Raw genomic sequence first — 23,298 nt, 5'->3', positions numbered from 1 at the left:
CTCGCTTGGGGGATAGGGAGACAAGGGGATAAGGAGACAAGGAGACAAGGGGATAAGGAGACAAGGAGACAAGGGGACAAGGAGAACAATTCTTTCCCCCCCTCTCCCCATCCCCCAAGCGAGAAACATCAAAACAAAGGCTTCAGTGCAGAGGGTGAGGCTGAAGAAGTAATGAGTCGCAATGCCTAAAGCATTGATTACCACCCAGGAAAGTGCTGTCAAAATCGGTAGCTGTGTGCGGTTTTGAATATGACGTGTGGCGATTACCAAACAGGCTAAGGAAGCAATTACCCACAAGATTGCTAAAGTGTAGTGACGCGCTTCTTGTGCCAGAAAAATGCCGTAGGGTGATACTGCCATTATCGCCGCTGCTATATGAGCAATTAAGCGGGAGCGAAAAGTCAACCAACTTAAGGCATAGATAGCTGGGATGGATAAAGCACCGAAAACAGCCGAAAGCGATCGCGCTCCCCACAACGACACTAAATTATCTTGTGTGGGAAATAACCGCATCCACCAGTGAGCCAGCATAAAATAAAGTGGCGGATGGTTACTTTCAGTGCTTAAGTGTGCCCATACATCATTGATGGTAGCATTCGCTTGCGGTTGGAGTGGTTGCAACAAAATATCAGGAGCGATCGCTTGATCTAAAGGTACTGGCAAAAAACTATTCCCCAGGCTAAACACCAGGGTAGAAAATTCATCAGTCCAAGGAGGCTTTGCAGTTAAGTTGGTTAGCCGCAAACCGATAGCGATGAATAACCACATCAACAGCAGCAAAAGGTGAAAAGTGCGAGAATAAAGGGAAAATTTCATTTTGGTGGGAGCAACCAGTCAAGTTGTAGATATAGACTTAGGATTTGATATTTGTGTTCAATCTAAAGTCCCAAGTTTATATCTAATACTGAATTGCTTCAAATGTATAATTCATTTTTGTTGGACGCATTTCCCGGCAGTCTTTGGATGTAGCGTTGTGTCTCGTGGATCGCTCTTGTTGCCGAGTGTATCTTTTTTCGTTCTCATCTGCCGAGTGCTACTGCCAAATCTGCTTTATTTTAGCCGAAATGATTAGTTTTTAATTCTCGTTTATATTTTATACCAAAATACGTATGTTACAAGTAAGAGTTATAGTTTACACCTGATATTTTGTCTATAAAAGTGTCGGTTACACATTTGGGATGCTTATCTTGACAGCTTACTCTAATTACTTAATTCTTACAAATCCTGCCTTTTCAATTAGTTCTTGACGCGGAAAAGTTAAAAGTAAATTTGCATAAGCTTCACCCGCTTGCTTAGACCTGGGGTCGTTATTCTTATAAATGACAAATAATCTGTTTGTTAATGGATATTCACCGCTCCTAAAGGCAGCCAAATTAGGTTTATTTTTGTTTGTAGATGTACATTCTGCTGGAGGTATAAATGGTTGCTGATATGGCGAGATTAAATTACTAGAACTATTGCCAATACTTAAAGCTTTCACTTGACATTGAGTTACTATGTGTGCAGCTGAACTAATAAAAATTCCTCCTCTATTTTTATCATTGATTACCTTTTGTATACCATTAGTAATACTCAGAGCATTTGATATATCTTGGATATCTTGACTAAGAGGCTGTCCGCCCAAAAGATTTTGTCTTAAGAACTCAAAGCTACTAGCATTTTTTCCGGCATAAACAGTTAACTTTAAATCTTCCGGAATACCAAGTTGATTCAAATTAGTGATTTTACCTGTCAAAATATCTCGAAGTTGCTTTTTCGTTAAACCACTTATCGGTAAACTATGATTTACGGCAACAGCAGTACCGTCAATTGCAACAGGGATTTGGTAAAGAGTATCTCCTTGAATTTTTGCTTTTTCATATTCATCATCTATGATATTGCGAGAAGAAATTGCAAAATCGGCTTGTCCTTTAAGTAATAATTGAATACCATATCCCGATCCGGAACTTATTTCCGGACGAGGCATAAAATTCAACTGGAATTTTGGACAAGTATTTTGAATACTCTTTTCTACATCTGGTCTAAAAGGTTGCCAAGTTGTACTACCACTATAAGAAAATTTGCCATCGGGAACTTTTAGTTCCATACAAACTGAAGAAGTATTAGCCTTATATAACCAAATTCCAGTTGAAACCAAACTTACAATTCCCAATCCGACTAAAAACCGCTTAAAATAACTTGTAACGCTACTATATGGTGGTTGGGTAGAATAAATTGTTGATGGAACAGAACCATAATTTTCCCTTTCAAGTATTTCCAAAACTTCAGAAGCTAATTGATATCTTCGATTTGATTGAGTGCGAACCATTTTTCTCAAAATGCCGCTCAAGCCGGAATTAACATTTGCCTGAACTAATTGATTTATTTCATCAGTATCAACATTTCTTGTGAACTTTGTGGGATTTAAACCTGTCAATGCTTGAATGCCAATAATACCTAACGCATAAATATCGCTACAAAATTGAGGTGTTCCTTGACTTTGTTCTGATGGCATATAGCCGGGAGTACCAATAATTACTGTGTTTGGGTCTGCTAAGATTTCTTTAACTGCACCGAAATCAATTAAGACAATTTTGTTATCTTTCTTACGTCTAATTAAATTCGCTGGTTTAATATCTCGATGAATAACATTCTTGCTATGAATATAATCTAAAATTTTCAAAACATCTTTTAATAAATTACTTACTTCAGATTCAGACAGAATTTTTTTTCGTTCAATAATCTGTGCCAGAGTTTCTCCTTCAACATACTCTTGAACTAAATAAAACTCTTGATTTTCTGCAAAATAGGCAAGTAACTGAGGTATTTGCTCGTGTTTTTCACCTAAGCGAAGAAGCGTTTTAGCCTCACGATTAAATAATTTTCTTGCCTTGAAAAAATCAGGTTTATGAAGTTGCGGTTTAAGCCTTTTAACTACACATAAAGAGTTGAAACGCTCTAAATCCTCTGCTTTATAAGTCTCACCAAATCCACCACTTCCCAAATACTCAATAATTTTGTAACGTTTGCGTAAAATAGTTCCAAGCATTGGTCAAAGCATGTTTATTTAAGTATAAAATAAGTATATGCGTACAGTTGTATATTATTACTCTAAATTTTCTTAATAAAACGTAAAAATATCTTAACTATGTTTTAACTACAGTGAGCCAAAAATACCCGTACTTTATGCCTCGCGAGTGTGAATGCCTGCCACAATAAAAGATGTGCTGTGTTTAGAAAACTACTGTGACTACTGTAACTGTTGATGCTATTCTTGACCGTGCCGGCAGGGGGTACGATTTGTCTCCTGAAGAAGGAGTATTTTTATTAAAACAAACAGACTCAAGTGCGATCGCCTCTATTCGCTCTACAGCTGATAAACTCCGCTATACTCAAGCTGGCGATACTGTCACCTACGTAATTAATCGCAATATTAACTTTACTAATATCTGTGAACAGCACTGTAGTTTTTGCGCTTTCCGGCGCGATGATGGTCAAGCGGGTGCTTATTGGTTAGATTGGGCGCAAATTTTGCCAAAATTGACAGATGCGGTGCAGCGGGGTGCAACGGAAATTTGTATGCAAGGAGGATTAAACCTGCAAGCAAAAGTAAATGGCAAGTCTTTGCCTTATTACCTCAAGCTAGTGGAAAGCATTAAGCAAGAATTTCCTCATTTGCATCTACACGCATTCTCTCCCCAGGAAGTGCAATTTATCGCCAGGGAAGACGGATTGAAGTATGTTGACGTAATTGCTGCTTTGCGGGATGCTGGTGTTGGTTCAATGCCAGGAACAGCAGCCGAAGTGTTGAATGATGATGTGCGACGGATACTGTGTCCAGAAAAGATTGACACAGCTACTTGGTTAGAAATTGTCAGTACAGCGCACAAATTAGGTTTGCCTACCACTAGCACCATGCTGTCAGGACACATTGAAACCCCAGAACAGCAAATAGAGCATTTAGAAAAATTGCGCCAGCTGCAAAAAACCGCCATTAACCAAGACTACCCTGCTAGCATTACTGAATTTATTTTACTACCCTTTGTCGGACAAGAAGCGCCCAAACCTCTACGCCGCCGTGTCGGACGCGATCAACCAGTTTTGGCTGATGCATTACTGCTTACGGCTGTTGCGCGAATTTACTTAGGTAATTGGATTCCTAACCATCAGCCAAGCTGGGTAAAACTGGGACTTGCGGGTGCGATGGAAGCTTTAGTTTCGGGTTGTAACGATATCGGCGGCACATTAATGGAAGAACATATTACCACAATGGCGGGTGCTGTGGGTGGCACTTGTATGGAAGTTGAAAGTTTGCAAGCTGCCGTTACTTCTTTAGGAAGACCTTATCAACAAAGGGATACTCTTTATCAGAGAGTTGGTGGTTAGTGGGCAATGGGCATTGGGCAATGGGCATTGGGCAATGGGCATTGGGCATTGGGCAATGGGCATTGGGCAATGGGCAATGATAATAATTCTTTTCCTTTTCCCCCTCTTCAAATCCCCATGCCACATGCCCCATGACGGCAGGTGCTCCACTTGGGGAGACCCCAAGACCGCACTGCCTCCCCCATACCCCATGCCCACTCTTCCTATCCGATGATCCCCAGGATACCAATACAGGATAGGATGGACGTTGATTTATGTGTTATTTCACAGAAGGCTTATGAAGCGCTATTGGTCACGTCTGCTTGCCCTGGTTTTGGTTTTAGCGATCGGCTTGATGGGCTGTGGAAGTCCGGATAGTTTGACCGGAAATTATACCCAAGACACTTTGGCTGTTGTCAATATCATGAAAAATGCCTTAGACCTCCCCGATGATGCGCCAAATAAAGCAGCAATTCAGGCAGAAGCGCGTCAAAAAATTAATGACTTTTCAGCTCGCTACCAGCGGGTTAGCTCTGTTTCTGGTCTGAACTCGTTTACAACTATGCGGACGGCTTTAAATTCCCTAGCCGGACACTACAGTTCTTACCCAAATCGTCCTGTACCACAAAAGCTGAAAAAACGCCTACAGCTTGAGTTTAAACAGGTAGAGACGGCATTAAAGCGTGGCGGTTAACTATCTGCTGCTTCTTTGCAGTTGAGAGTCAAAAGTAAAAAGATTCAAATTTTTGACTTTTAAAGACACACTTGATTGAGATGAAAACCATTTTTTTGTGTGTTCTACTTTTGGCTCTTGACTATATTATTAATTTGTGATATAAAATTTAAGTTTTAAACAGACTTGGTGCTATAAATGCTTGTGGATATCACGGTATTTTTCTTGGGCAAAAAATAAACTATGAACGCATATAAACGCGGCAAAAATTATAGTAAATTAACTCAATAACAAAATGCGGCAACAGAAATATGGTTTAGAGAGTCTTTAAAAGTAAGCTTTAAAACCCCACTAAAATTAACCAGAAAATTTAGCTACATACTGCCCCAAGCTATCTTGTGTTGGGGTTGATAATTCTTTGTCCTTCGATGAGTAGCACTGCGCGAACTGCCTACACCAGCACTCATGAAAATCTCTCTTATCTAGTCCCCAGTCCCCAGTCTCCAGTCAGGTATGTCTAACCGTTTCTTGAATATTGCAAAACCAATATTATTTTGGCGTCGCTTGTTCGCTGTTATGTTCAGCACTAGTTTGCTGATTCCCTTGAATGTTGTCAGTCAACCAGCAGAAGCGCAAGTAAACAACTATTGCCAGTTATCAGCAACGGCAACCCAAGAAAAAGACAATTTACGCGCTTTGGCACAAAAAGGCGATCAAAATGCCCAGAACAACTATCGGCAGTTGTTGCAACAACACGCACAAGCTTTGCGAGAATGTCGCAGTCGCACTTGGCCCCAAGTTCAAGCAATTTGGTTGCGCTTGTATCCTTGTGACATTCAACCGGGAGCAATCGATCAAATTATGGATCGAATTGTTAGCCGGGGCTATAACCAAGTTTTTTTAGAAGCGTTTTACGATGGGCAAGTGCTGTTACCAGCAGGATCTAACCCGACAGTTTGGCCCTCTGTGATTCGCACACCTGGGTCAGAAAAAGTTGATTTGTTAGCCCAAGCAATTCAAAAAGGACGAGAACGCGGTTTGAAAGTTTACGCTTGGATGTTTACAACCAATTTTGGTTATACTTACGCCCAGCGTCAAGATAGGCAAGGTGCGATCGCTCGCAATGGCAAAGGTCAAACTAGCTTATATGTTGTAGATAACGGCAGTCAAGTGTTTATTGACCCCTACAACTTGCAAGCCAAACGCGACTACTATCAACTGCAACAAGAAATAATCCGTCGTCGTCCAGATGGAGTACTATTTGACTATGTACGCTATCCGCGACAGGCAGGAAGTGATTCTATCGCCACTAAAGTTTCAGATTTATGGTTATTTACTGAAGCCACTCAACAAGCTTTATTTCAACGCGCACAAAATTATAAAGGGTTGGACTTGATTCGGCGCTTTTTGAGTAAGGGATACGTCACAGCCGGAGATATCGCTGATGTCGATAAAGTTTATCCTACTGAAGGTGAACCACTTTGGCAAGGTCGCACTCCCCCAGCGGTAACAGCAGAAAAATCGCTGATGACTGCAAACGAAAGGCAACCCCTTTTGCAAGTAGAATTATGGCAGCTTGCAGTTGCCCACGCGATGCAAGGCATCTTAGATTTTGTCACTTTAGCTAGTTACCCCGCACAGCAACTAGGTATTCCCGCAGGGGTGGTGTTTTTCCCTGAAGGAAATCAATCATTAGGACAAGGTTATGATTCTCGCTTGCAACCTTGGGATAGATTTCCCAGTAACCTAGAATGGCATCCGATGTTGTATGCTAATTGCGCTGATACTGGTTGTATTGTGTCTCAAGCACAGCGGGTTTTGAGTATGGCAAAACCAGGGACGCAGGTGATTCCCGCTTTAGCCGGTAAGTGGGGTGAATCTATTAGTAATCGTCCGCCATTAGAAGTGCAAATGCAAGCACTGCGCCAATTAGCCCCGCAACTTAAAGGTGTCAGCCATTTTGCTTATTCTTGGCAATATCCTGAACATGATGGCGATCGCAAATTCTGTCGCGTTCGGTAATGGGTAATGGGAGACAAGGGGGACAGGGGGACAGGGGGACAGGGGGACAGGGGGATAAACAGGAATTTCTTCCTTGTCTCCCTTGTCTTCCTTGTCTCCCTTGTCTCCCCATCCCCCCCTCTCAAGAACTCTCCCACTTACACCCTTGGTTGCAGCTTCAGGTAATCAATGAAATCTAGAAGTTCTGCATCTGTTAATTGAGTACGCGATCGCTTACCATACCTTTGATGCAAAAACTGCCTTCCTACTTCCTGCGTCCAATTCAATTGGGCTAAATATGTGTCAGTTTGAGCTATCAAAGTTTCGTGTAATTCTGCCGTTGTCACACTCGCGGGAATTTTTACGCGATCGTCAATAGCATAGGCATTAAGGTTAATTTTTTGACTGACTTTTTGCCCTAAAGCTTGCCAGTTAACTTCTTTATGTCCATCCCAACTAACACCTATAGACCGATAAGTTACTGGGTCGTAAATTGTACAAAATACAATTGTTCTATCTCCTGGGCTAACTGTAATAGTTAGTGGTTGACGTAGTTGCTCGCAAGTCAAAATATCTAAAGACAGCAGCAAGCCTTTAGAAAAATAAGATTCATTTCCTGAACGTATAATATAAGGTTTGTCTGCCAAAATATACAAATCAGTTTTTAGAGTCAATCCAAAAGAAGTTTCCACCTTTTTCTCGACTTCTATGCCTGTTATCACCCCGGTCAAAGCTTTATCATAAATGGGGATTTGTTTTCTGTCTTCGGAAAGCATATACCAACAGTAATCTGATTCTCTGCTGACAAAGACATATTGCGGTTTTGGGATTGCTCCAAATCCTAATTTTACTTGCATATTGTATATTGCGGGTTTGGTAAACTGATTGGCATTCATCGCCTTATACATATATTTCCCAATAAAAAGTGCGATCGCACTTTTCTCATGATAAATAATTTAAAATTTTAATGAACTTATATGAAACTTTAATTAACAAATGTTGTCCAAACATTGAGAACGTGTAATCATCTAGCAAAAACAATTCTAAGTTACTCGTCATGTTATTCAATCAAAAAGTCCGCCTCACACTCGGTTTTGCCACTTTATTAATTACCGGCTTCGCTAGTAGCTATCTATATACTCAGTCAAAAACTAAACAGCTAGCTCAAGAAAATCCGATTAGAGATAATTTACCCCTTACTACTCAGCAGATTTCCCTAGTCTCAAATATTCAAAAGACTTCTTCATCAAAGCAAGAATTAGCACAAGCTTCAATTGCATATTCTGTCATTGATGAAGCACAAAAACCTAAATTTAGCGTTAATAGCAGTCAAGTTTTTAGTTCAGGAAAACTACCAACTACGAAAGTTAATTTCAATCAAGCCGACTTATTAGCAACTCTCTCCAATACCAGAAAGTATTTTCAAGATTATGGTTCGTTAGATCCAGATGTTCAACGTACAGGAGTGCTAGGCGCTCAAGGAGTTACAGTAGAAGATATCCTTAAGACATTGGATTTTATGATTGCTGTCTTGCAAGAGGATATTGCTAATCGTCGCACTACACGTTTACAAGATGCTAATTTTATCAACTCTAATTTCCGCGTTATAAAATGGTCTGCTTATAACCCCCAAAAATCTCAGCAAGAACGACTGCGAATTACAAAATATGCTGTATTTACTCATCCAGGGTCACGCAAGAAAACCTCTACGTTTAATATTCCAATATACAGTTTAAAAGATGATTTAGCCGCTAGTAAGTTCTATACCAGATATACAAAGCAGGATGTTTTATCAGGTATTTACGAACCAGGTGGTAGAGAGTATGGCAAAGTTGAACCTTTGGCTTATCTGACGCGAAAAGGCTTAGAAGAAGCTTTAATGGAAGGAACAATTCTAATTAATTTTCCTGATGGTTCCAAGGCATATTTCAATGTAGATAGAAATAATGAAATAGCTTATGTGCGAGGATTAGCAGCAACTGCACAAAAGCGTTATTGGTATTTTAGGGAGGTTGATGCTATCAAAGGTTACGGATATAAGATAGATGCAAAAATTTCTATCAAACCAGGGGTGACTTTTGCTGGCGATGTGCTGAATATTGGTTTAGGGAAAATTATTGTACTTGAGTATAATAAGGGCGGGCGAAAAAATCTCAAAATGGGAATTATAGCAGATACAGGTGGAGCGTTTTTACCGAATCTGCATCAACTCGATTTTTTAGCGGGTATTTTTAAGAATAATAAAGATTTTGGGCAGCATATTCAGGAATTGCCTGATTATGCTCAAGCGTATATTTTGGTGAAGAAGTGAAGATTATTATCTCACGCAAAGGAAGCAGCGAAAAGTCTGAGCGGAAGTTTCCTCCGATCAGACCTTTTCAAGAGAGAGGCGCAAAGGTAAGAGGAATTTTGCGGCTTTAGTGAGGCTGCATATAAGCCCTCAGGCTAGAAGCCTGGGGCTATACAAACAAAGCCTGCCTCCGCAGGCTAAATGCATCTTCATGTAAAAACGGTATAAGATGCTTGTTATAAAATCAAAATGTCCATTCGTGGTCTGGGTCGTCTAGGGCAGCGCGGACAGAAGTTAGGTTTGCAAGCTCTTTAAATGGGCTTGATTTAGCTATTTCTGTGATTGAATTTAATGTTAGGGCTAGTTGCTGGTTGTTATTGGAAGCGATCGCACTATCAACTACTTTAAATAAAGCACGAAAGTTTTCTGCACGTTCATCAAAAGAGCGATCGAGATACGCCATTAACAAATCTCGCTGGGTATTTATTTTGGCGATTGCTTCTTTTTCCCAAGCATCAATTTCGCGTCGCTTTGTCTTTTCTTGTTCGGCAATTTTGAGGTAATCAGTGTAGGCTGAAACCATTTGCTGAATGCTTTCAGCAAGGTTTAGTTTGTCAAACCCAAAAGCAGCTATTTTCTGTACTGACATGCTTAATTTCCTCCCAGAGTACGGTATTTGGCTTGGATAGTCCTGCTGGCAGGATTAAGTTGTCCTTCGTTGTCTAATACAGGAGTTTTCATGATTTCTGCAAGTGCTTTTACCAAAAGTGCTACCTCTTGAAACTTGCTAGCATCGCGATCGCCAATTTCCTTTGCTTCATTCATATCCGCAACACCTGCGGCACCTGCACCGACACCAAGAACAGCACCACCTAAAGCCAAAGCACCCAAAATAAGTGGAATCATGAAATACTCCTGATTGTGATTAGCGGTTAAAAACAGACTTCTAAAGATTTTCTCGACTACCGATGAGTAGCCTTATACATAGAGTTCCCTGATTAACCAACTAATCACAACTTATTCAGCAGCAAAAATGTAAAACTTCGATGAAGAAAATTACTAAATCTCTTATCTGTTTAGCCCACGCAGGTGGGCTTGGTTCGTATAGCCCCAGGCTTCTAGCCTGCGGGATTGATTTTAAATCAGCGTTTCCGGATCTACACCTAACGCTTTTAACCTTTCTGCTAACATTTGTGCGCGTTGTTCTGCTTCCACACGTCGCTGTTCCTCATAATTTGCGCGTTCTTGGGCTTCTGTAATTTGTTCTTCTGGCGTCAGTAACCTTTGCCCTTGTTCGTCATACCAGTACAACCACTCCCGCGCTATACCTTGATAAATTCCCCGTTCTCGTCCAATTCCCAAATTAATCTCCGGTAGCCAAATAGGATTTCCTGGCTGTAACTCATATTCGCCATTCACTAAGCGATACACTTCCAAAGGTGGCTTTTTGCGACGACGGGGATTATATACAACGTAGTACAAAATCCCTAATTCTTTGGCATAGAATTCTTTCTTAGTGCTGTATTCTCCTCGATGGGTTTGAGAAACAACTTCTAGTACCAAAATTGGCAGCTTCTTTTCTTCCCACAGTACATAACTTAGGCGCAAGCCTTCATCTAAAATTCGCTTAACTCCTAAACTCAGAAATCCATCGGGGACGATCGCTGGTTTAGCTGGGTCATAATAAATACCCATATCAACGCCAAAGAACCAATCCCAGCGCTCTGACCATAGCAAAGCCAGTATCGCTTTTAGCAAGCCGGGAATCAAATCTTGTAGTTCATTATCCACAGGTGTATCGTCTGAGTCGGGTAGCTCTTCGGAAGATGGCAAACAGTGCAATGGGTTGTAGTTTAACATGAGCGGTTGTGCCAAAGCTGATACTAAATAGATTGTAGAAAATTGATTGACCGAGTAAAAGCTTTGTGTTTTGCATTAAACATTGCTTGCCAAAGAAATGCTGAGATTTTAGATAGAATCAAGTTTAATAGCAGAAGAATTAAATTTTATAAAATTTTTGTCAAATGTCATACAGTCAATTCAGTATAGACACTGTTGAGACAACCTTGGGAATCACCATTGTGGAAACTGTGGGAATTTTTGCGGACACACCCCCAGTAGAATACAGCGATTTTTTGTCACAAACACTTAAAAAGTATGTACCATTAGCATTAGCTATTGGAACTGATAAATCTCGTTCTGAATTAATTTTGACACCAATTCTAGTAGAACTAAAAGAGCTATTACAAAATCAAATTAGTTTATTTTCCGGTCGAGAATTTAACGTTAGTCCAGAAAAAGGCTTAACTGGTTTTTGTGACTTTCTTATTAGTAAATCTTCCGAGCAAATAATTATTAAAGCACCAGTCATTGCTTTGGTAGAAGCTAAAAATGATAATATTCAATCTGGTTTGGGACAATGCATAGCAGAAATGGTAGCTGCACAATTATTTAACCAGCAAAAAGAAAATGAAATTAAAACAATTTACGGTACTGTTACTACAGGTACTAACTGGAAATTTCTGCGTTTGTCTGGACAAATAATAGAGATTGATTTAAATGAATATTTTATAAATGATGTCAGAAAAATCTTAGGAATTTTAAGAAGTTTTATTGAGTCTACAGGTAATTAATAAGTAGTTTAACCAAATTACTTTTTTAGCGCGATAAAACTACCTATAGCGTAGGGTGCGTTTACGAAGTAACGCACCGCAATTTAATTCTAAGATGGTGCGTTAGGACAAATGTCCGTAACGCACCCTACTAGCTTACTCTTTCTCTCTGCGCCTCTGCTACGAGTGCGTGAGATTATTATCTTCAACAAAAAAGGGCAGGTTCAAAACCCACCCTCAAAGCAGTATTTAAACTAAACTAGCGATCGCAACTCAATTACCAATTGCCGGCGCACTCAAAGACACCGTTGGTGCTTCTTTACGCTGTACTAATGTCGGTACGGAATCGCGCAACCTTGCCGTTAACTGCACAGTTGTGGAATCATACACCTGAGTCAGTAACTTAGGATAGAAACCAATCCCAATAATTGGTATCAACAAACAAGCGATGATAAACACTTCGCGGGGTTCGGCATCTATCAAAGCTTGGTGAGAAACTAATTCTTCGTTTTCTTGCCCGTAGAAAATTTCTCGTAGCATTGATAGCAGATAAATCGGAGTTAAAATCACTCCAACTGCCATTAAAAAGACTACGATAACTTTGAAAGTAGAGCTATAAGCATCGCTGGTGGCAAAGCCTACAAATACCATTAATTCTGCCACGAAACCGCTCATTCCTGGTAATGCTAAAGATGCCATCGAACAAGTGGTAAACATGGCGAAAATCTTCTTCATCCTTTTGCCGACACCACCCATTTCATCTAACATCAAGGTGTGGGTACGGTCATAAGTTGCCCCTACTAAAAAGAACAAACTTGCCCCAATTAAGCCGTGGGAAACCATTTGCAACATTGCTCCACTCAATCCCAAATCGGTGAACGAGGCAATACCAATGGTGACAAAGCCCATGTGAGAAATTGAGGAGTAGGCAATTTTCCGCTTCAGGTTGCGCTGGGCAAAGGATGTTAAGGCAGCGTAGATGATGTTAACTACCCCCAAAACCACTAATGCAGGTGCAAAATAAGCGTGGGCATCGGGTAGCATTTGGGCATTCATGCGAATTAAGGCGTAACCGCCCATTTTCAACAAAATACCTGCCAGCAACATGTGTACGGGGGCTGTAGCTTCACCGTGGGCATCTGGTAGCCAGGTGTGCAAGGGAATGATCGGCAATTTGACAGCGTAGGCAATCAAAAAGCCACCATAAAGTAAAAGTTGGAAATTTAGGGCGTAATCTTTTAGGGCAAGCGATCGCATATCGAATGTCACTGTATCGCCGTAAAATCCCATTGTCAAGGCAGCTAACAAAATAAACAGCGAACCACCAGCAGTGTATAAAATAAACTTGGTCGCTGCATATTGCCGCTTTTTACCTCCCCAAATCGACAGCAAAAAGTAAATCGGTACCAGTTCCAGTTCCCACACCAGGAAAAATAGCAGCATATCCTGAACGGCGAAAACGGCAATTTGACCGCCATACATCGCCAGAATCAGAAAGTAAAATAGCCTGGGCTTGAGCGTCACGGGCCAAGCTGCTAAAATCGCCAGGGTAGTTATGAATCCTGTCAAAATAATTAGGGGCATTGCCAAACCATCTGCCCCTACTGACCAATTCAAATCGAGTTGCGGTACCCACGGGTAACTCTCCACCAGTTGCAAATTCGGATTGGCGAAGTCGTACTGGGTATAAAAAGCGTAAACAATCAGCGCAAAATCAATCAATCCGACAATCAGGGCGTACCAGCGCACTGTTTTGCCGTCTTTATCTGGGATTACGGGTATCAGTAGTGAAGCCGCTATTGGCAACAGAATAATCGTCGTCAACCACGGAAAATTAGCTGTGTTCATCACAAGTTGTCGGGAATGAAAATTATGTTTGCCTATTAGCTACTAGCTATTAAGTAGCAGTTTTTTGGCGGTTTGACCTTTATTGTTAGGTTGATTTAATCAAAATAAAGAAAGATGAAGGTAGGTAAATACATACTTCTGCCTTCATCCCCGTAACACATTAGACTTCTTGTACTTGTTTGGGAGGGGAATCAGTTGCTTGAAGGGCTATTAGATCCCCGACTTCTTAAAGAAGTCGGGGATCTGACCACCGCAACCAGTCCCCCTTCAGGTTCGCTCCTTGCCGGCACGAGGGAAAACGCCACATGCGCGTCTGCCGGGGAACCCGTCCAACGCAGTGGCTCCCCTCCCTTTCTCGCTGGACTCACCAGTCCCCAGTCCAAGCGTCCCTATTTCTTAGGTGACACCAAAAACAATCACTAAGCCCAAGACTGCCCCAAAGACAATCAAGGCATAGAATTGAGCGCGACCGTTTTCTAGGTATTTCAAACCTTCACCACTAACCAAGGTGAAAAAGCCTGTGAGGTTAACAGCACCATCGACTACGCGGAAGTCAACTTCCATCACTTGTCTGGCTACGCGACGCAAGCCGAGGACAAAGACACGATGGTAAATGTCATCAAAATACCACTTGTTAAGAGATAGCTCGTAAAGCGGTTTGATTTTTTCGGCGATCGCACTAGCATCAATCTTGCGCCACAGATACATAAAAGATGCCAATGTAATTCCAATCAAAGCGATTCCTACTGAATTTCCCGCCATAATGTAAAATTCCGTCGGGTTGAATTCGGCAGTTTTTTCCATCACTTCTGCGAGGGTTTCGCTGGGAGGAAAGATAAATTCCTCAAAGTAGTTGGCGTAAGGTGTTCCCACCAAACCAATCAACATCGAAGGAATCGCTAGCACCACCAAAGGCAAGGTCATTGTCCACGGCGATTCGTGAGGAGAATCACTATGATGTCCGTGGGAGTCATGTGCTTCTAGTTCGCCATGTTTCATCGCCCCAGGACCAAAAACAGGGGTTGCTGCCTCTTCTGTCTCTAATTCCAGAACGATTGTGGCTGCTTTCTTCAGTTTTTGCTTGATTTTCTGGTCATTGCCTCTAAAGCTGCCTTCAAATGTCGAGAAATACATTCTAAACATGTAAAAAGCAGTAATGCCAGCAGTTAACCAGCCGACAAACCAGAGAAATGGGCTAGCCTCAAAAGCTTGTCCCAAAATTTCATCTTTTGACCAGAAACCCGCAAAAGGTGGGATACCGGAAATTGCCAAGCAACCGATAAAAAAGGTAATTGCGGTATATGGCATGTACTTCCGCAGTCCCCCCATCAAGCGCATATCCTGCGCCAATACGGGGTCATGACCAACGACACCTTCCATCCCGTGAATTACTGAACCAGAACCTAAGAACAGCATCGCCTTGAAGTAGGCGTGAGTCATTAGGTGGAAAAGTCCGGCAGAGTAAGCGCCTACTCCCATTGCCATCACCATGTAACCGAGTTGGGAGATGGTAGAGTAAGCTAAACCCTTTTTAATGTCGTTTTGGGTTATGGCAATTGTTGCCCCCAAAAAGGCGGTGAATGCCCCAGTATAAGCAATGACGTTCATTGCCGCCGGGACATCTTCAAAAACTGGGTACATCCGGGCGATGAGGAAAACACCCGCCGCCACCATTGTTGCCGCGTGGATTAAGGCAGAAATGGGGGTGGGACCTTCCATCGCATCGGGTAGCCACACATGCAAAGGGAATTGCGCTGATTTAGCTACCGGACCCAGAAATACTAAAATCGCAAACAGGATAGCAAGGGCATTGCTGATCGAACCTGATTCTACAAGTTGTGCGAGGCGATCGCCCATCACCTGAAAATCAAAGCTTCCTGTAGCCCAAAAAAGCCCTAAAATACCCAATAGCAAACCAAAGTCACCCACGCGGTTGGTGACAAATGCTTTTTGAGCTGCATCTGCTGCTGACTTGCGATCGTACCAAAAGCCGACCAGCAAGTAAGAACACATCCCGACTAGTTCCCAGAATATATAAATCTGTACTAAGTTGGGGCTGACCACCAAACCCAGCATTGAAGAGCCAAACAAGCTGAGATAAGCGTAAAATCTTACATATCCTGGGTCGTGAGCCATGTAGCCATCGGTGTACACCATGACCAAAAAGGCTACCGTTGTCACAATCACCAGCATCAGGGCTGTTAGGTGGTCAATAGTGTAGCCCATGTTCAGGTGAAAATTGCCTGCTGCCGCCCATTCTATAGTGCGGATATAAGGCGCGTGTCCTTGAAGTTGACTCCACAGCAAGGCAAACGACAGCCCCATTGCTATCCCCACCAGGGAAATAATGAACGCCGCGTTTAGCTTTCTGGCTGCGTTTGTCACCTGATTCATCGAGATTAACCCTAGACCGACCAGCATTGCCCCTAAAAGAGGTAATACCGGAATCAGCCAAGCATACTGATAGATAACTTCCATCACTGACGCCTACATTTATAATTCTTCACGTTTGCTCTTGACAGTTTTGCCAAAGGCATCTGTCCAGGTCGCAACTGTTAATAATTGTGACACACACCTTTTAGCATAAAATACCCCACCCGACGGTTGTTAGGTGAGGTAGTTAAGCATGGTTTTAGATTTGGGGAATTGGGCAATGGGCAATGGGCAATGGGCAATGGGCAATGGGAATAAAAAGAAGCTAGACGTATTTCTATGCCCCATGCCCTATGCCCCATGCCCCATGCCCCATTCCCAATTCCCTATGCCGTCCGACAGCCTAAATCGGCTGTTTTTGCGGTGCTGTAGGTTTTAGGGCGGTTAGTATAGTTGACTTTTATTTCTTCTAGCGCTAGGCGTAAATCCTCTCGTCCACGAAAACAGTCTAGACGTTCCCGGACGATACCATTTTCAATCAACAGTAAAGTTGGCAGTGATTTTAGCCGATAAGTGGTAGAAAGTTTAAAATTTTGATCGGCGTTAACTCCAACCAATTTTATTTCTTCGCCACATTGAGTTTTAAACTGCAACAACAGCGGCTGGATTATACGACATAAGCCGCACCAAGGCGCTTCAAAATTCACTAAAACAGGAATTGGAGATTCTAAAACTTCTTGATTAAATGTCCGCTCACTAACCAACAACACCATGATGCCTCTACAATTACAGGGTTTTTATATCAAACTAGCCATCAGCAGAAAGATTTGGCGCTTCAATACGGTTCTGCAAATAGACTGTTCCAGAGCACAAATAATTATGCGAAAAACAAGCGCGTTTATTTTGCGCTGATAAAAAAGCCAGCGCGAGTTTCACGGTGGCTTTTTTAGATTTTCAACTCCTGACTGCCTCTGGGGAGAGATTTTAAATTTTGTCATCTAGTTTTTACTTTGATAATTGACTGGCAATTACCAATCTCAAATCTCGCTCTCGACATCGCGTCCCCCACTGACAGCTGTTTTAACCAATCCTACAGGGAATTGGCTAGCAATTGAGAAGATGAAATCTTCATCTATTTACTTTCAATTGCTGGCTATTGCTATTGGGGTCTACCTAAAATAACCATTGTACCTTACTACTCGCCTGAATCAATAGGGGGTGTGACCACCAAAGTAGAGCGATAAAAGCAGCGACTCCCAGGTAAGCGGGGCGGAGAAATTCTTGCCATTTAAGAGATTGACGGTGATCGAGAACAGCTAGAAAAGGAATAATTGAAGTTCGCTGTTTAACCATTTCAAAGGCTTCGCCGTAACGCGATGTTAAACGGCGATCGCCATGCCAAACTCCAAATAAGTGATGCAGCACTAACCCCACCGAAGTAACAAGAGTAAAGCTGGTACCGAGCCAAAGGGTATGAGCCACACACCAAATTATCTGCCCCACCATCTGCGGATGACGAGTAATCCGAATAATGCCCGTTTCGTAGAGGTGGACGGAGGGCTTTTGAATAGCAGCAATTTCTAGTAGATTGAATGTAGCCGGATACAAAAACAAAAACGAAATCGCTGAAAGCACCCAAACTACTGTTTTTACTCCCGGCAAACCTTGGACTTGCCAAAGTTGCCAGCCATCATAACGATGGTTAATAAAGTAAACGATTAAGATTACAGCTAAAGGCAGGCTGAGTAACGCGAAAAAAACGCGATAGAGCCTTGGTCCAATTTGTTTTTCTGCCCACGGACGCAAGGCTGCTCCTCCACTGTGGGCGATCGCAAAAACTAGTTGTAACCCCAACATGACAAAATGACTGTTGGTTAACCAATTGCTCAACATCATATACACAGGTGAAGTAATTTAAAGAAAACGCCCATTAAGTACAACCAATACCACAAAGTATTCAAAAGGGGACTTTCGTCAAGATGTTGTGCTACTGTCTTTTTCGATTAAAGCTCCAAGTTTAAGATGCAATAAATTGCATTCGCCGTTTTTTGGTAAAATGCTACTTTTTTGTTGCAACTGCTGCTCATGCTCATGCGTTTTGTGGGTTTAGCCTTATGTCTGACCTTCCTTTCACTTTAGATCAATTGCGTATTCTCAAAGCGATCGCCGTAGAAGGAAGCTTTAAGCGTGCCGCTGATAGCCTCTACGTCTCTCAGCCCGCTGTGAGTTTACAAGTTCAAAACCTAGAACGGCAACTAGATGTACCTTTATTCGACCGTGGAGGACGTCGCGCACAATTAACCGAGGCGGGGCATTTACTCTTGAGTTACGGTGAAAAAATTCTCACCCTATGTCAAGAAACTTGCCGCGCTATCGAGGATTTACAAAATCTCCAAGGCGGAACTTTAATTGTCGGTGCTTCTCAAACCACCGGCACTTATCTGTTGCCGAGAATGATTGGCATGTTCCGACAAAAATATTCAGATGTGGCGGTGCAATTGCATGTCCACTCTACCCGTCGGACTGCCTGGAGTGTCGCTAACGGACAGGTAGATTTGGCAATCATCGGCGGCGAGATTCCCGGCGAACTGGCAGAATCTTTGGAAATTATTCCTTACGCCGAGGATGAGCTAGCGCTGATTTTACCTGTTTTGCATCCTTTTGCCAAACTAGAAACGATTCAAAAAGAAGACCTATATAAATTACAATTCATTGCTCTCGATTCTCAATCTACTATTCGCAAGGTAATCGACCAAGTGCTAGCACGCAACGATATTGATGCAAGGCGTTTTAAATTTGAAATGGAACTCAATTCCATAGAAGCAATTAAAAATGCCGTGCAATCTGGCTTGGGGGCTGCGTTTGTTTCTACTAGTGCGATCGCTAAAGAATTACAAATGGGTGTCCTACACCGCGCTCCAATTGAAGGCGTTGTTGTCAAGCGTACACTGTGGTTAATTTTTAATCCCAATCGGTACAGATCCAAGGCGGCTGAAGCCTTTAGCCAAGAAATTTTGCCTCAGTTCGCTACCCCTGGATGGAATCAAGATGTGTTAAAATCATCACCAAAAAACATAGTCGTAACTACATTGGATATAGCGATGCCAAGCTCTGATTAAAGCTAAAATTTTGTCAAGAGTCACTCATTCAAGGGTCAAGAGTCAAAACTAGGACACTGATGTAGATGCGTATCTTGAAGAAAAATCCGTTTAAAGCAAAATCTATCTAAAGGTAGTGGCGCAACCTAATGATGGATGATTTATACCGCTTTTTCCCGTGTCCTTTTAAAGGTAAATATTCGCTAATAAATATATGCTTGACTTTTGACTTCAGACTATTGTCAAAGGACCTCGGACAACAAACCAAAAAAATGGAAGTTTACTGCACTCGTCCACGCTGCCCTCGCCCACAAAATTATTTTACGGATTTAGACGATAACACAACTTTGAAAACAGTACAGCAAAAATACTGCACTAATTGTGGAATGCCGCTGTTACTGGATGGACGATATGTACCGCTGAAGTTGCTGGGTAGAGGGGGGTTTGGAGCCGCTTTTTTGGCACGCGATCGCCGAATTCCCGGTATGCGTCAATGTGTAGTCAAGCAATTCCAACCAGCGGGAAATTTAACTTCAACTCAACTGCAACTAGCACAACAGTTGTTTGAACGAGAAGCAGATGTTTTAGCGCAAATCGGCAACCAAAGCGAGCAAATTCCTGACTTATTTGCTTATTTTGAAATAACAGTTAAAAGCTGGCAATCAGAACAGCAAGAGCAATTTTTTTATCTGGTACAAGAATATATTGATGGACAAAATTTAGAGGAAGAATTAGCTCAAAGAAATCAATTCACTTCAGAAGAAGCCTTAGAAGTACTGCGAGAAATTCTCAAGGTGCTAAAGTTTGTCCATAATGAAGGCATTATCCACAGGGACATCAAACCCTCTAACATTATGCGCGATCGCCACGGCAAATTATACTTGCTGGATTTTGGCGCAGTTAAGCAAGTAACAAATGCCCCAACTGGGTTTGGTGGTTCTACTGGAATATATTCTATGGGATTTGCACCTCCTGAGCAAATGTCTGGAGGTCAAGTATATCCGTCTACAGATTTATATGCTTTAGCTGTAACAATTCTCACCTTACTGACAAAGCAGGAAGCAAATCAGCTATTTGATGGTTATAGCAACCAGTGGAAATGGCGATCGCTTGTATCTATCAATTCAGGCTTGGGTGATATTTTAGATAGAATGCTATTGCCGGCTGCCAATCAACGCTTTCAGTCGGCACAAGAGGTTCTTTCGGCGTTAGATTCACTTTCTATACCCCCAACACAACTGCGTCCCTCAAAAGCATCCATACCAAAGTTATCGTCACAAACGCAACCACCACAAGCACCGATTGTTCCCCCACCAGCTAAACCAGCATTTTCGACAATTGAGTTGTTAAGTAGTGCAGCGTTTAGTGGATTTGAGGGTGCATTGATAGCGATCGCTCTTTTAAGTCTAGTAAAATCGCCAGAAATTACTCTAGCTGTTTCCGCCGTAATTTTAGGAATACTGATTTTTGCCCAAACACGGCGATGGATTGAAAAGCTTGATTTGTTAATTATTGGTGGAATTACTTTTGCGCTTATCTATTTTATCCCCTTTTTACATGCTGGTCTAAGTTCTCAGCAAGTAGTAATTTTATCAGTTGCAGCCGGGTTAGTTGCGATTGCAGTTACAGCAATATTTCGTTTGATATATAAATTATTATCTCTGATATTTTAAATACAGTTAACTAGTTTAAAAAAATTTTATGTCCCAAAAGAACGAAACTACTGTTCTTGTTTTGGCTCTGTTAATTACATTGGGAGTTGTTGGCGGTGGTTTGTGGTTATTTAAAGACAATATTATATCACAAAATCAACCATTACGTAATTCGCAGTCAAATAATAATCAAGAATCAATTAAAGACCGAATTAGTTTTGGTGAAAAAACTTTAATAGCAGGGGAAATAGCCCCAGCGAAAAAAGAAGGTGTAGAAGCGATCGCTCTTGGAAGTTATGAAAAAGCGATCGCTCCTTTGACAGCAGCTTTAAAACAAAAACCTAACGACCCAGAGGCGTTGATATTTCTTAATAATGCCCGGATTGGCTCGGCAAAAAGCTACACAATTGCAACATCTTTGCCCATTGGTAGCGATCCAAATGCTTCTTTAGAAATTTTACGCGGTATCGCTCAAGCTCAAAATGAAATAAATGCCTCTGGAGGCATTAAGAAAGTGAGGTTGAAGGTAGGAATTGCCAACGACGATGATAATCCGGAAATATCCAAGCAAATCGCCACAACCTTAGTTAAAAATCAAGAAGTATTAGGTGTAGTTGGTCCTAATACCAGCGATGCAACTTTAGCCGCAGGCACTGTTTATACTTCTGGGAAACTTGTAGCCATCACTCCCACGAGTACTTCTGTTAAGATTTCTAACTTTAGCTCTTACGTTTTTCGTACAGTTCCCAGTGATTTTATCGCTGCCAGAAGTTTAGCTAACTACATGGTGAACAAGTTACAGAAAAGAAATGCAGCGGTTTTTTTCAATTCTCAGAGTAACTACAGCCAGTCGCTCAAATCTGAGTTTGTCTCATCTGTATCTTTAGAAGGTGGACAAGTCTCGAATGAATTTGACTTGTCCCAAGCAAATTTTAGTGCGGCTAGAAGTGTAGAACAAGCCATTAAGCAAGGTGCAGAAGTTTTGATGTTAGCTTCTAACACTAATACTCTCGACAAAGCATTGCAAGTAATTCAGGTTAACGAAAAACGGTTAGCTTTGCTGGGGGGAGATGATGTTTACACGCTGAAAACTTTAGAACTTGGGCGTGAAAAAGCTGTAGGAATGGTAGTAGCGGTTCCCTGGCATATTGATGGCAATTTTTCTTCAGACTTTCCTCAAAAGTCGCGGCAATTGTGGGGTGCTGATGTGAGTTGGCGAAGCGCTTTATCATATGACGCGACAAAAGCGTTGATTGCCGCTATAGAACTTAATCCGACACGCGAGGGGGTACAACAAGCACTTACCTCGTCTAACTTTTCTGCAACCGGTGCTTCGGGTGCGATTCGGTTTTTAGCATCAGGCGATCGCAATGCCCCAGTTCAACTTGTGAAAATCGCTCCCGGTACTCGTTCTCGTACTGGGTATGACTTTGTGCCAATACCACAATCTGCAATAAAAAATTAAAAATTAACCAATCGTTAACCTATATCCATCAGCAAAATGTCACATTGCGTTTATGGACAAAAATTAAAACAAATATTATGTCCCAAAAACATCAAGCTAATGAAACAGCAGTTTTAGTTTTAGCTTTAACGATCACACTCGGATTGGTGGGGTGTGTGCTTTGGTGGTTGGCTAACAACTTTCTCAATGATTCATCGTTGCAAGTCGTACAGTCAAATCGTGAAAGTAATACTTTTGCCCAAGTGCCAAACGTTCCCTCTGGATTATTTAGCTATGGAGGTAGCACTACTTGGGCATCTATCCGAAGAGAAGTTGACCCATTGATTCAAACTGCCCAACCGCAATTTCGGTTACGCTACACAGATCCCACCACAGGTGCCCCTGGTACTACTTCTGGGATTAAGATGTTGTTGAGTAACCAATTAGCTTTCTCTGAATCCTCTCGTTCAATTAAACAAGAGGAATATCAGCAGGCACAACGCCTGAACATTACTTTAAAAGAAATCCCGGTGGCGATTGATGCCATTGCGATCGCAGTTAATCCCAATCTTAATATCCCTGGTTTAACCCTCGCCCAGCTAAAAGACATTTACACTGGCAAAATTACTAACTGGAAACAGGTAGAAGGTTCACAATTAGCAATTATACCGTACTCTCGGCGTCTCGAAGAGGGAGGCACTATCCAATTCTTTGAGGAAAATGTCTTAGAGGGTGAAAAGTTTGCGGCAAATGTGCAGTTTATCCCCAGGACAACTGAAGCTTTACAAGAAGTGGCGAAAAATCCAGGTGGCATTTACTATGCCTCTGCCCCGGAAATAGTCGGACAATGTACTGTTAAACCGCTCTATAAAACTTATACAATCTTGGACAAAGCGCCAAGATGAGGTTTATTTCCTGTTTCAATCGGTCCCCCAGGCAGATCCCGTCCACAGGCTTCCACGG

The 23,298-nt window shown here is 41.9% G+C and carries 21 protein-coding genes and 1 pseudogene; 10 read left to right on the top strand and 12 right to left on the bottom strand.

The features are described 5' to 3' along the window. Both AABK37_RS30430 and AABK37_RS30425 read right to left on the bottom strand, forming a co-directional pair. Nucleotides 1–816: glycosyltransferase family 39 protein (locus AABK37_RS30430; protein WP_432555222.1), on the bottom strand; the 816-nt coding region annotated here is incomplete at its 3' end. A gap of 388 nt (nt 817–1,204) precedes the next feature. After that, nucleotides 1,205–3,028 (bottom strand): protein kinase domain-containing protein, encoded by a 1,824-nt coding sequence (locus AABK37_RS30425; RefSeq protein ID WP_432555221.1) that lies wholly within the window; start codon nt 3,026–3,028, stop codon nt 1,205–1,207. Between the two features lie 197 nt (nt 3,029–3,225). Between AABK37_RS30425 and cofH the strand changes: the two genes are divergently transcribed. Next, on the top strand, nt 3,226–4,365 hold the full coding sequence (cofH, locus tag AABK37_RS30420; protein ID WP_432555220.1) for a 7,8-didemethyl-8-hydroxy-5-deazariboflavin synthase subunit CofH: 1,140 nt from the start codon (nt 3,226–3,228) through the stop codon (nt 4,363–4,365). Here cofH and AABK37_RS30415 read toward each other — a convergent pair. After that, nucleotides 4,312–4,557, bottom strand: a complete 246-nt coding sequence (locus tag AABK37_RS30415) for a hypothetical protein (RefSeq protein ID WP_432555219.1) — start codon at nt 4,555–4,557, stop codon at nt 4,312–4,314. The two genes, cofH and AABK37_RS30415, sit on opposite strands and share 54 nt — an antisense overlap. Before the next feature lie 85 nt (nt 4,558–4,642). Here AABK37_RS30415 and psb27 point away from each other — a divergent pair, with 85 nt between their 5' ends. The 3 genes from psb27 to AABK37_RS30400 all read left to right on the top strand — a co-directional run bounded on the left by psb27 (nt 4,643) and on the right by AABK37_RS30400 (nt 7,218). Next, nucleotides 4,643–5,038, top strand: a complete 396-nt coding sequence (gene psb27 / locus AABK37_RS30410) for a photosystem II protein Psb27 (RefSeq protein WP_432555218.1) — start codon at nt 4,643–4,645, stop codon at nt 5,036–5,038. Between the two features lie 492 nt (nt 5,039–5,530). Beyond that, nucleotides 5,531–7,039, top strand: a complete 1,509-nt coding sequence (locus AABK37_RS30405; protein ID WP_432555217.1) for a family 10 glycosylhydrolase — start codon at nt 5,531–5,533, stop codon at nt 7,037–7,039. Continuing rightward, nucleotides 7,039–7,218, top strand: a complete 180-nt coding sequence (locus AABK37_RS30400) for a hypothetical protein (RefSeq protein ID WP_432555216.1) — start codon at nt 7,039–7,041, stop codon at nt 7,216–7,218. Before AABK37_RS30405 ends, AABK37_RS30400 begins: the two co-directional genes overlap by 1 nt. Here AABK37_RS30400 and AABK37_RS30395 read toward each other — a convergent pair. Continuing rightward, nucleotides 7,177–7,875: a hypothetical protein gene (locus AABK37_RS30395; protein ID WP_432555223.1), complete on the bottom strand. Its 699-nt coding sequence runs from the start codon at nt 7,873–7,875 to the stop codon at nt 7,177–7,179. The genes AABK37_RS30400 and AABK37_RS30395 overlap by 42 nt on opposite strands. Before the next feature lie 200 nt (nt 7,876–8,075). Here AABK37_RS30395 and AABK37_RS30390 point away from each other — a divergent pair, with 200 nt between their 5' ends. Beyond that, nucleotides 8,076–9,329, top strand: coding sequence for a hypothetical protein (locus AABK37_RS30390; RefSeq protein WP_432555215.1), 1,254 nt, complete (start codon nt 8,076–8,078; stop codon nt 9,327–9,329). A gap of 223 nt (nt 9,330–9,552) precedes the next feature. Here the strand turns inward: AABK37_RS30390 and AABK37_RS30385 are convergent, their stop codons facing one another. The 3 genes from AABK37_RS30385 to AABK37_RS30375 all read right to left on the bottom strand — a co-directional run bounded on the left by AABK37_RS30385 (nt 9,553) and on the right by AABK37_RS30375 (nt 11,168). Continuing rightward, nucleotides 9,553–9,957: a hypothetical protein gene (locus tag AABK37_RS30385; protein ID WP_432555214.1), complete on the bottom strand. Its 405-nt coding sequence runs from the start codon at nt 9,955–9,957 to the stop codon at nt 9,553–9,555. 2 nt (nt 9,958–9,959) lie between these two features. Further along, nucleotides 9,960–10,214 (bottom strand): hypothetical protein, encoded by a 255-nt coding sequence (locus tag AABK37_RS30380; protein WP_432555213.1) that lies wholly within the window; start codon nt 10,212–10,214, stop codon nt 9,960–9,962. Nucleotides 10,215–10,445: 231 nt separating this feature from the next. Further along, entirely contained in the window at nt 10,446–11,168 is a 723-nt protein-coding gene (locus AABK37_RS30375) for a Uma2 family endonuclease (protein WP_432555212.1), read from the bottom strand. Nucleotides 11,169–11,332: 164 nt separating this feature from the next. Between AABK37_RS30375 and AABK37_RS30370 the strand changes: the two genes are divergently transcribed. Next, nucleotides 11,333–11,941: a hypothetical protein gene (locus AABK37_RS30370; protein ID WP_432555211.1), complete on the top strand. Its 609-nt coding sequence runs from the start codon at nt 11,333–11,335 to the stop codon at nt 11,939–11,941. A 252-nt stretch (nt 11,942–12,193) separates the two neighbouring features. Here the strand turns inward: AABK37_RS30370 and ndhD1 are convergent, their stop codons facing one another. The 5 genes from ndhD1 to AABK37_RS30345 form a co-directional block, all read right to left on the bottom strand. Continuing rightward, complete coding sequence (ndhD1, locus tag AABK37_RS30365) at nt 12,194–13,768, bottom strand: photosynthetic/respiratory NAD(P)H-quinone oxidoreductase subunit D1 (RefSeq protein WP_432555210.1); 1,575 nt, start codon at nt 13,766–13,768, stop codon at nt 12,194–12,196. Between the two features lie 396 nt (nt 13,769–14,164). Beyond that, the gene (locus AABK37_RS30360) at nt 14,165–16,246 is read right to left on the bottom strand and encodes an NAD(P)H-quinone oxidoreductase subunit 5 (protein ID WP_432555209.1); all 2,082 of its coding nucleotides are present in this window, start codon (nt 16,244–16,246) and stop codon (nt 14,165–14,167) included. 77 nt (nt 16,247–16,323) lie between these two features. Continuing rightward, a complete protein-coding gene (locus AABK37_RS30355) occupies nt 16,324–16,503 on the bottom strand; it encodes a hypothetical protein (RefSeq protein WP_432555208.1) in 180 nt (59 codons plus the stop codon). A gap of 24 nt (nt 16,504–16,527) precedes the next feature. Further along, on the bottom strand, nt 16,528–16,914 hold the full coding sequence (locus AABK37_RS30350) for a thioredoxin family protein (RefSeq protein WP_432555207.1): 387 nt from the start codon (nt 16,912–16,914) through the stop codon (nt 16,528–16,530). A gap of 400 nt (nt 16,915–17,314) precedes the next feature. Continuing rightward, a complete protein-coding gene (locus AABK37_RS30345; protein WP_432555206.1) occupies nt 17,315–18,037 on the bottom strand; it encodes an NnrU family protein in 723 nt (240 codons plus the stop codon). Nucleotides 18,038–18,255: 218 nt separating this feature from the next. Between AABK37_RS30345 and AABK37_RS30340 the strand changes: the two genes are divergently transcribed. From AABK37_RS30340 to AABK37_RS30325, 4 genes and pseudogenes are all read left to right on the top strand, one after another. Further along, nucleotides 18,256–19,260 (top strand): LysR family transcriptional regulator, encoded by a 1,005-nt coding sequence (locus AABK37_RS30340; protein WP_432555205.1) that lies wholly within the window; start codon nt 18,256–18,258, stop codon nt 19,258–19,260. 251 nt (nt 19,261–19,511) lie between these two features. Beyond that, nucleotides 19,512–20,912: a protein kinase domain-containing protein gene (locus AABK37_RS30335; RefSeq protein ID WP_432555204.1), complete on the top strand. Its 1,401-nt coding sequence runs from the start codon at nt 19,512–19,514 to the stop codon at nt 20,910–20,912. A gap of 28 nt (nt 20,913–20,940) precedes the next feature. Next, nucleotides 20,941–22,356: an ABC transporter substrate-binding protein gene (locus tag AABK37_RS30330; RefSeq protein WP_432555203.1), complete on the top strand. Its 1,416-nt coding sequence runs from the start codon at nt 20,941–20,943 to the stop codon at nt 22,354–22,356. Between the two features lie 77 nt (nt 22,357–22,433). Beyond that, nucleotides 22,434–23,201: pseudogene (locus tag AABK37_RS30325) on the top strand (substrate-binding domain-containing protein); the annotation flags it as partial. Nucleotides 23,202–23,298: the final 97 nt, after the last annotated feature.

Origin of the sequence: Tolypothrix sp. VBCCA 56010, from assembly GCF_050875635.1 — a bacterium.
Lineage (GTDB): Bacteria > Cyanobacteriota > Cyanobacteriia > Cyanobacteriales > Nostocaceae > Hassallia.
This window is presented reverse-complemented; position numbering and strand designations above follow the sequence as displayed.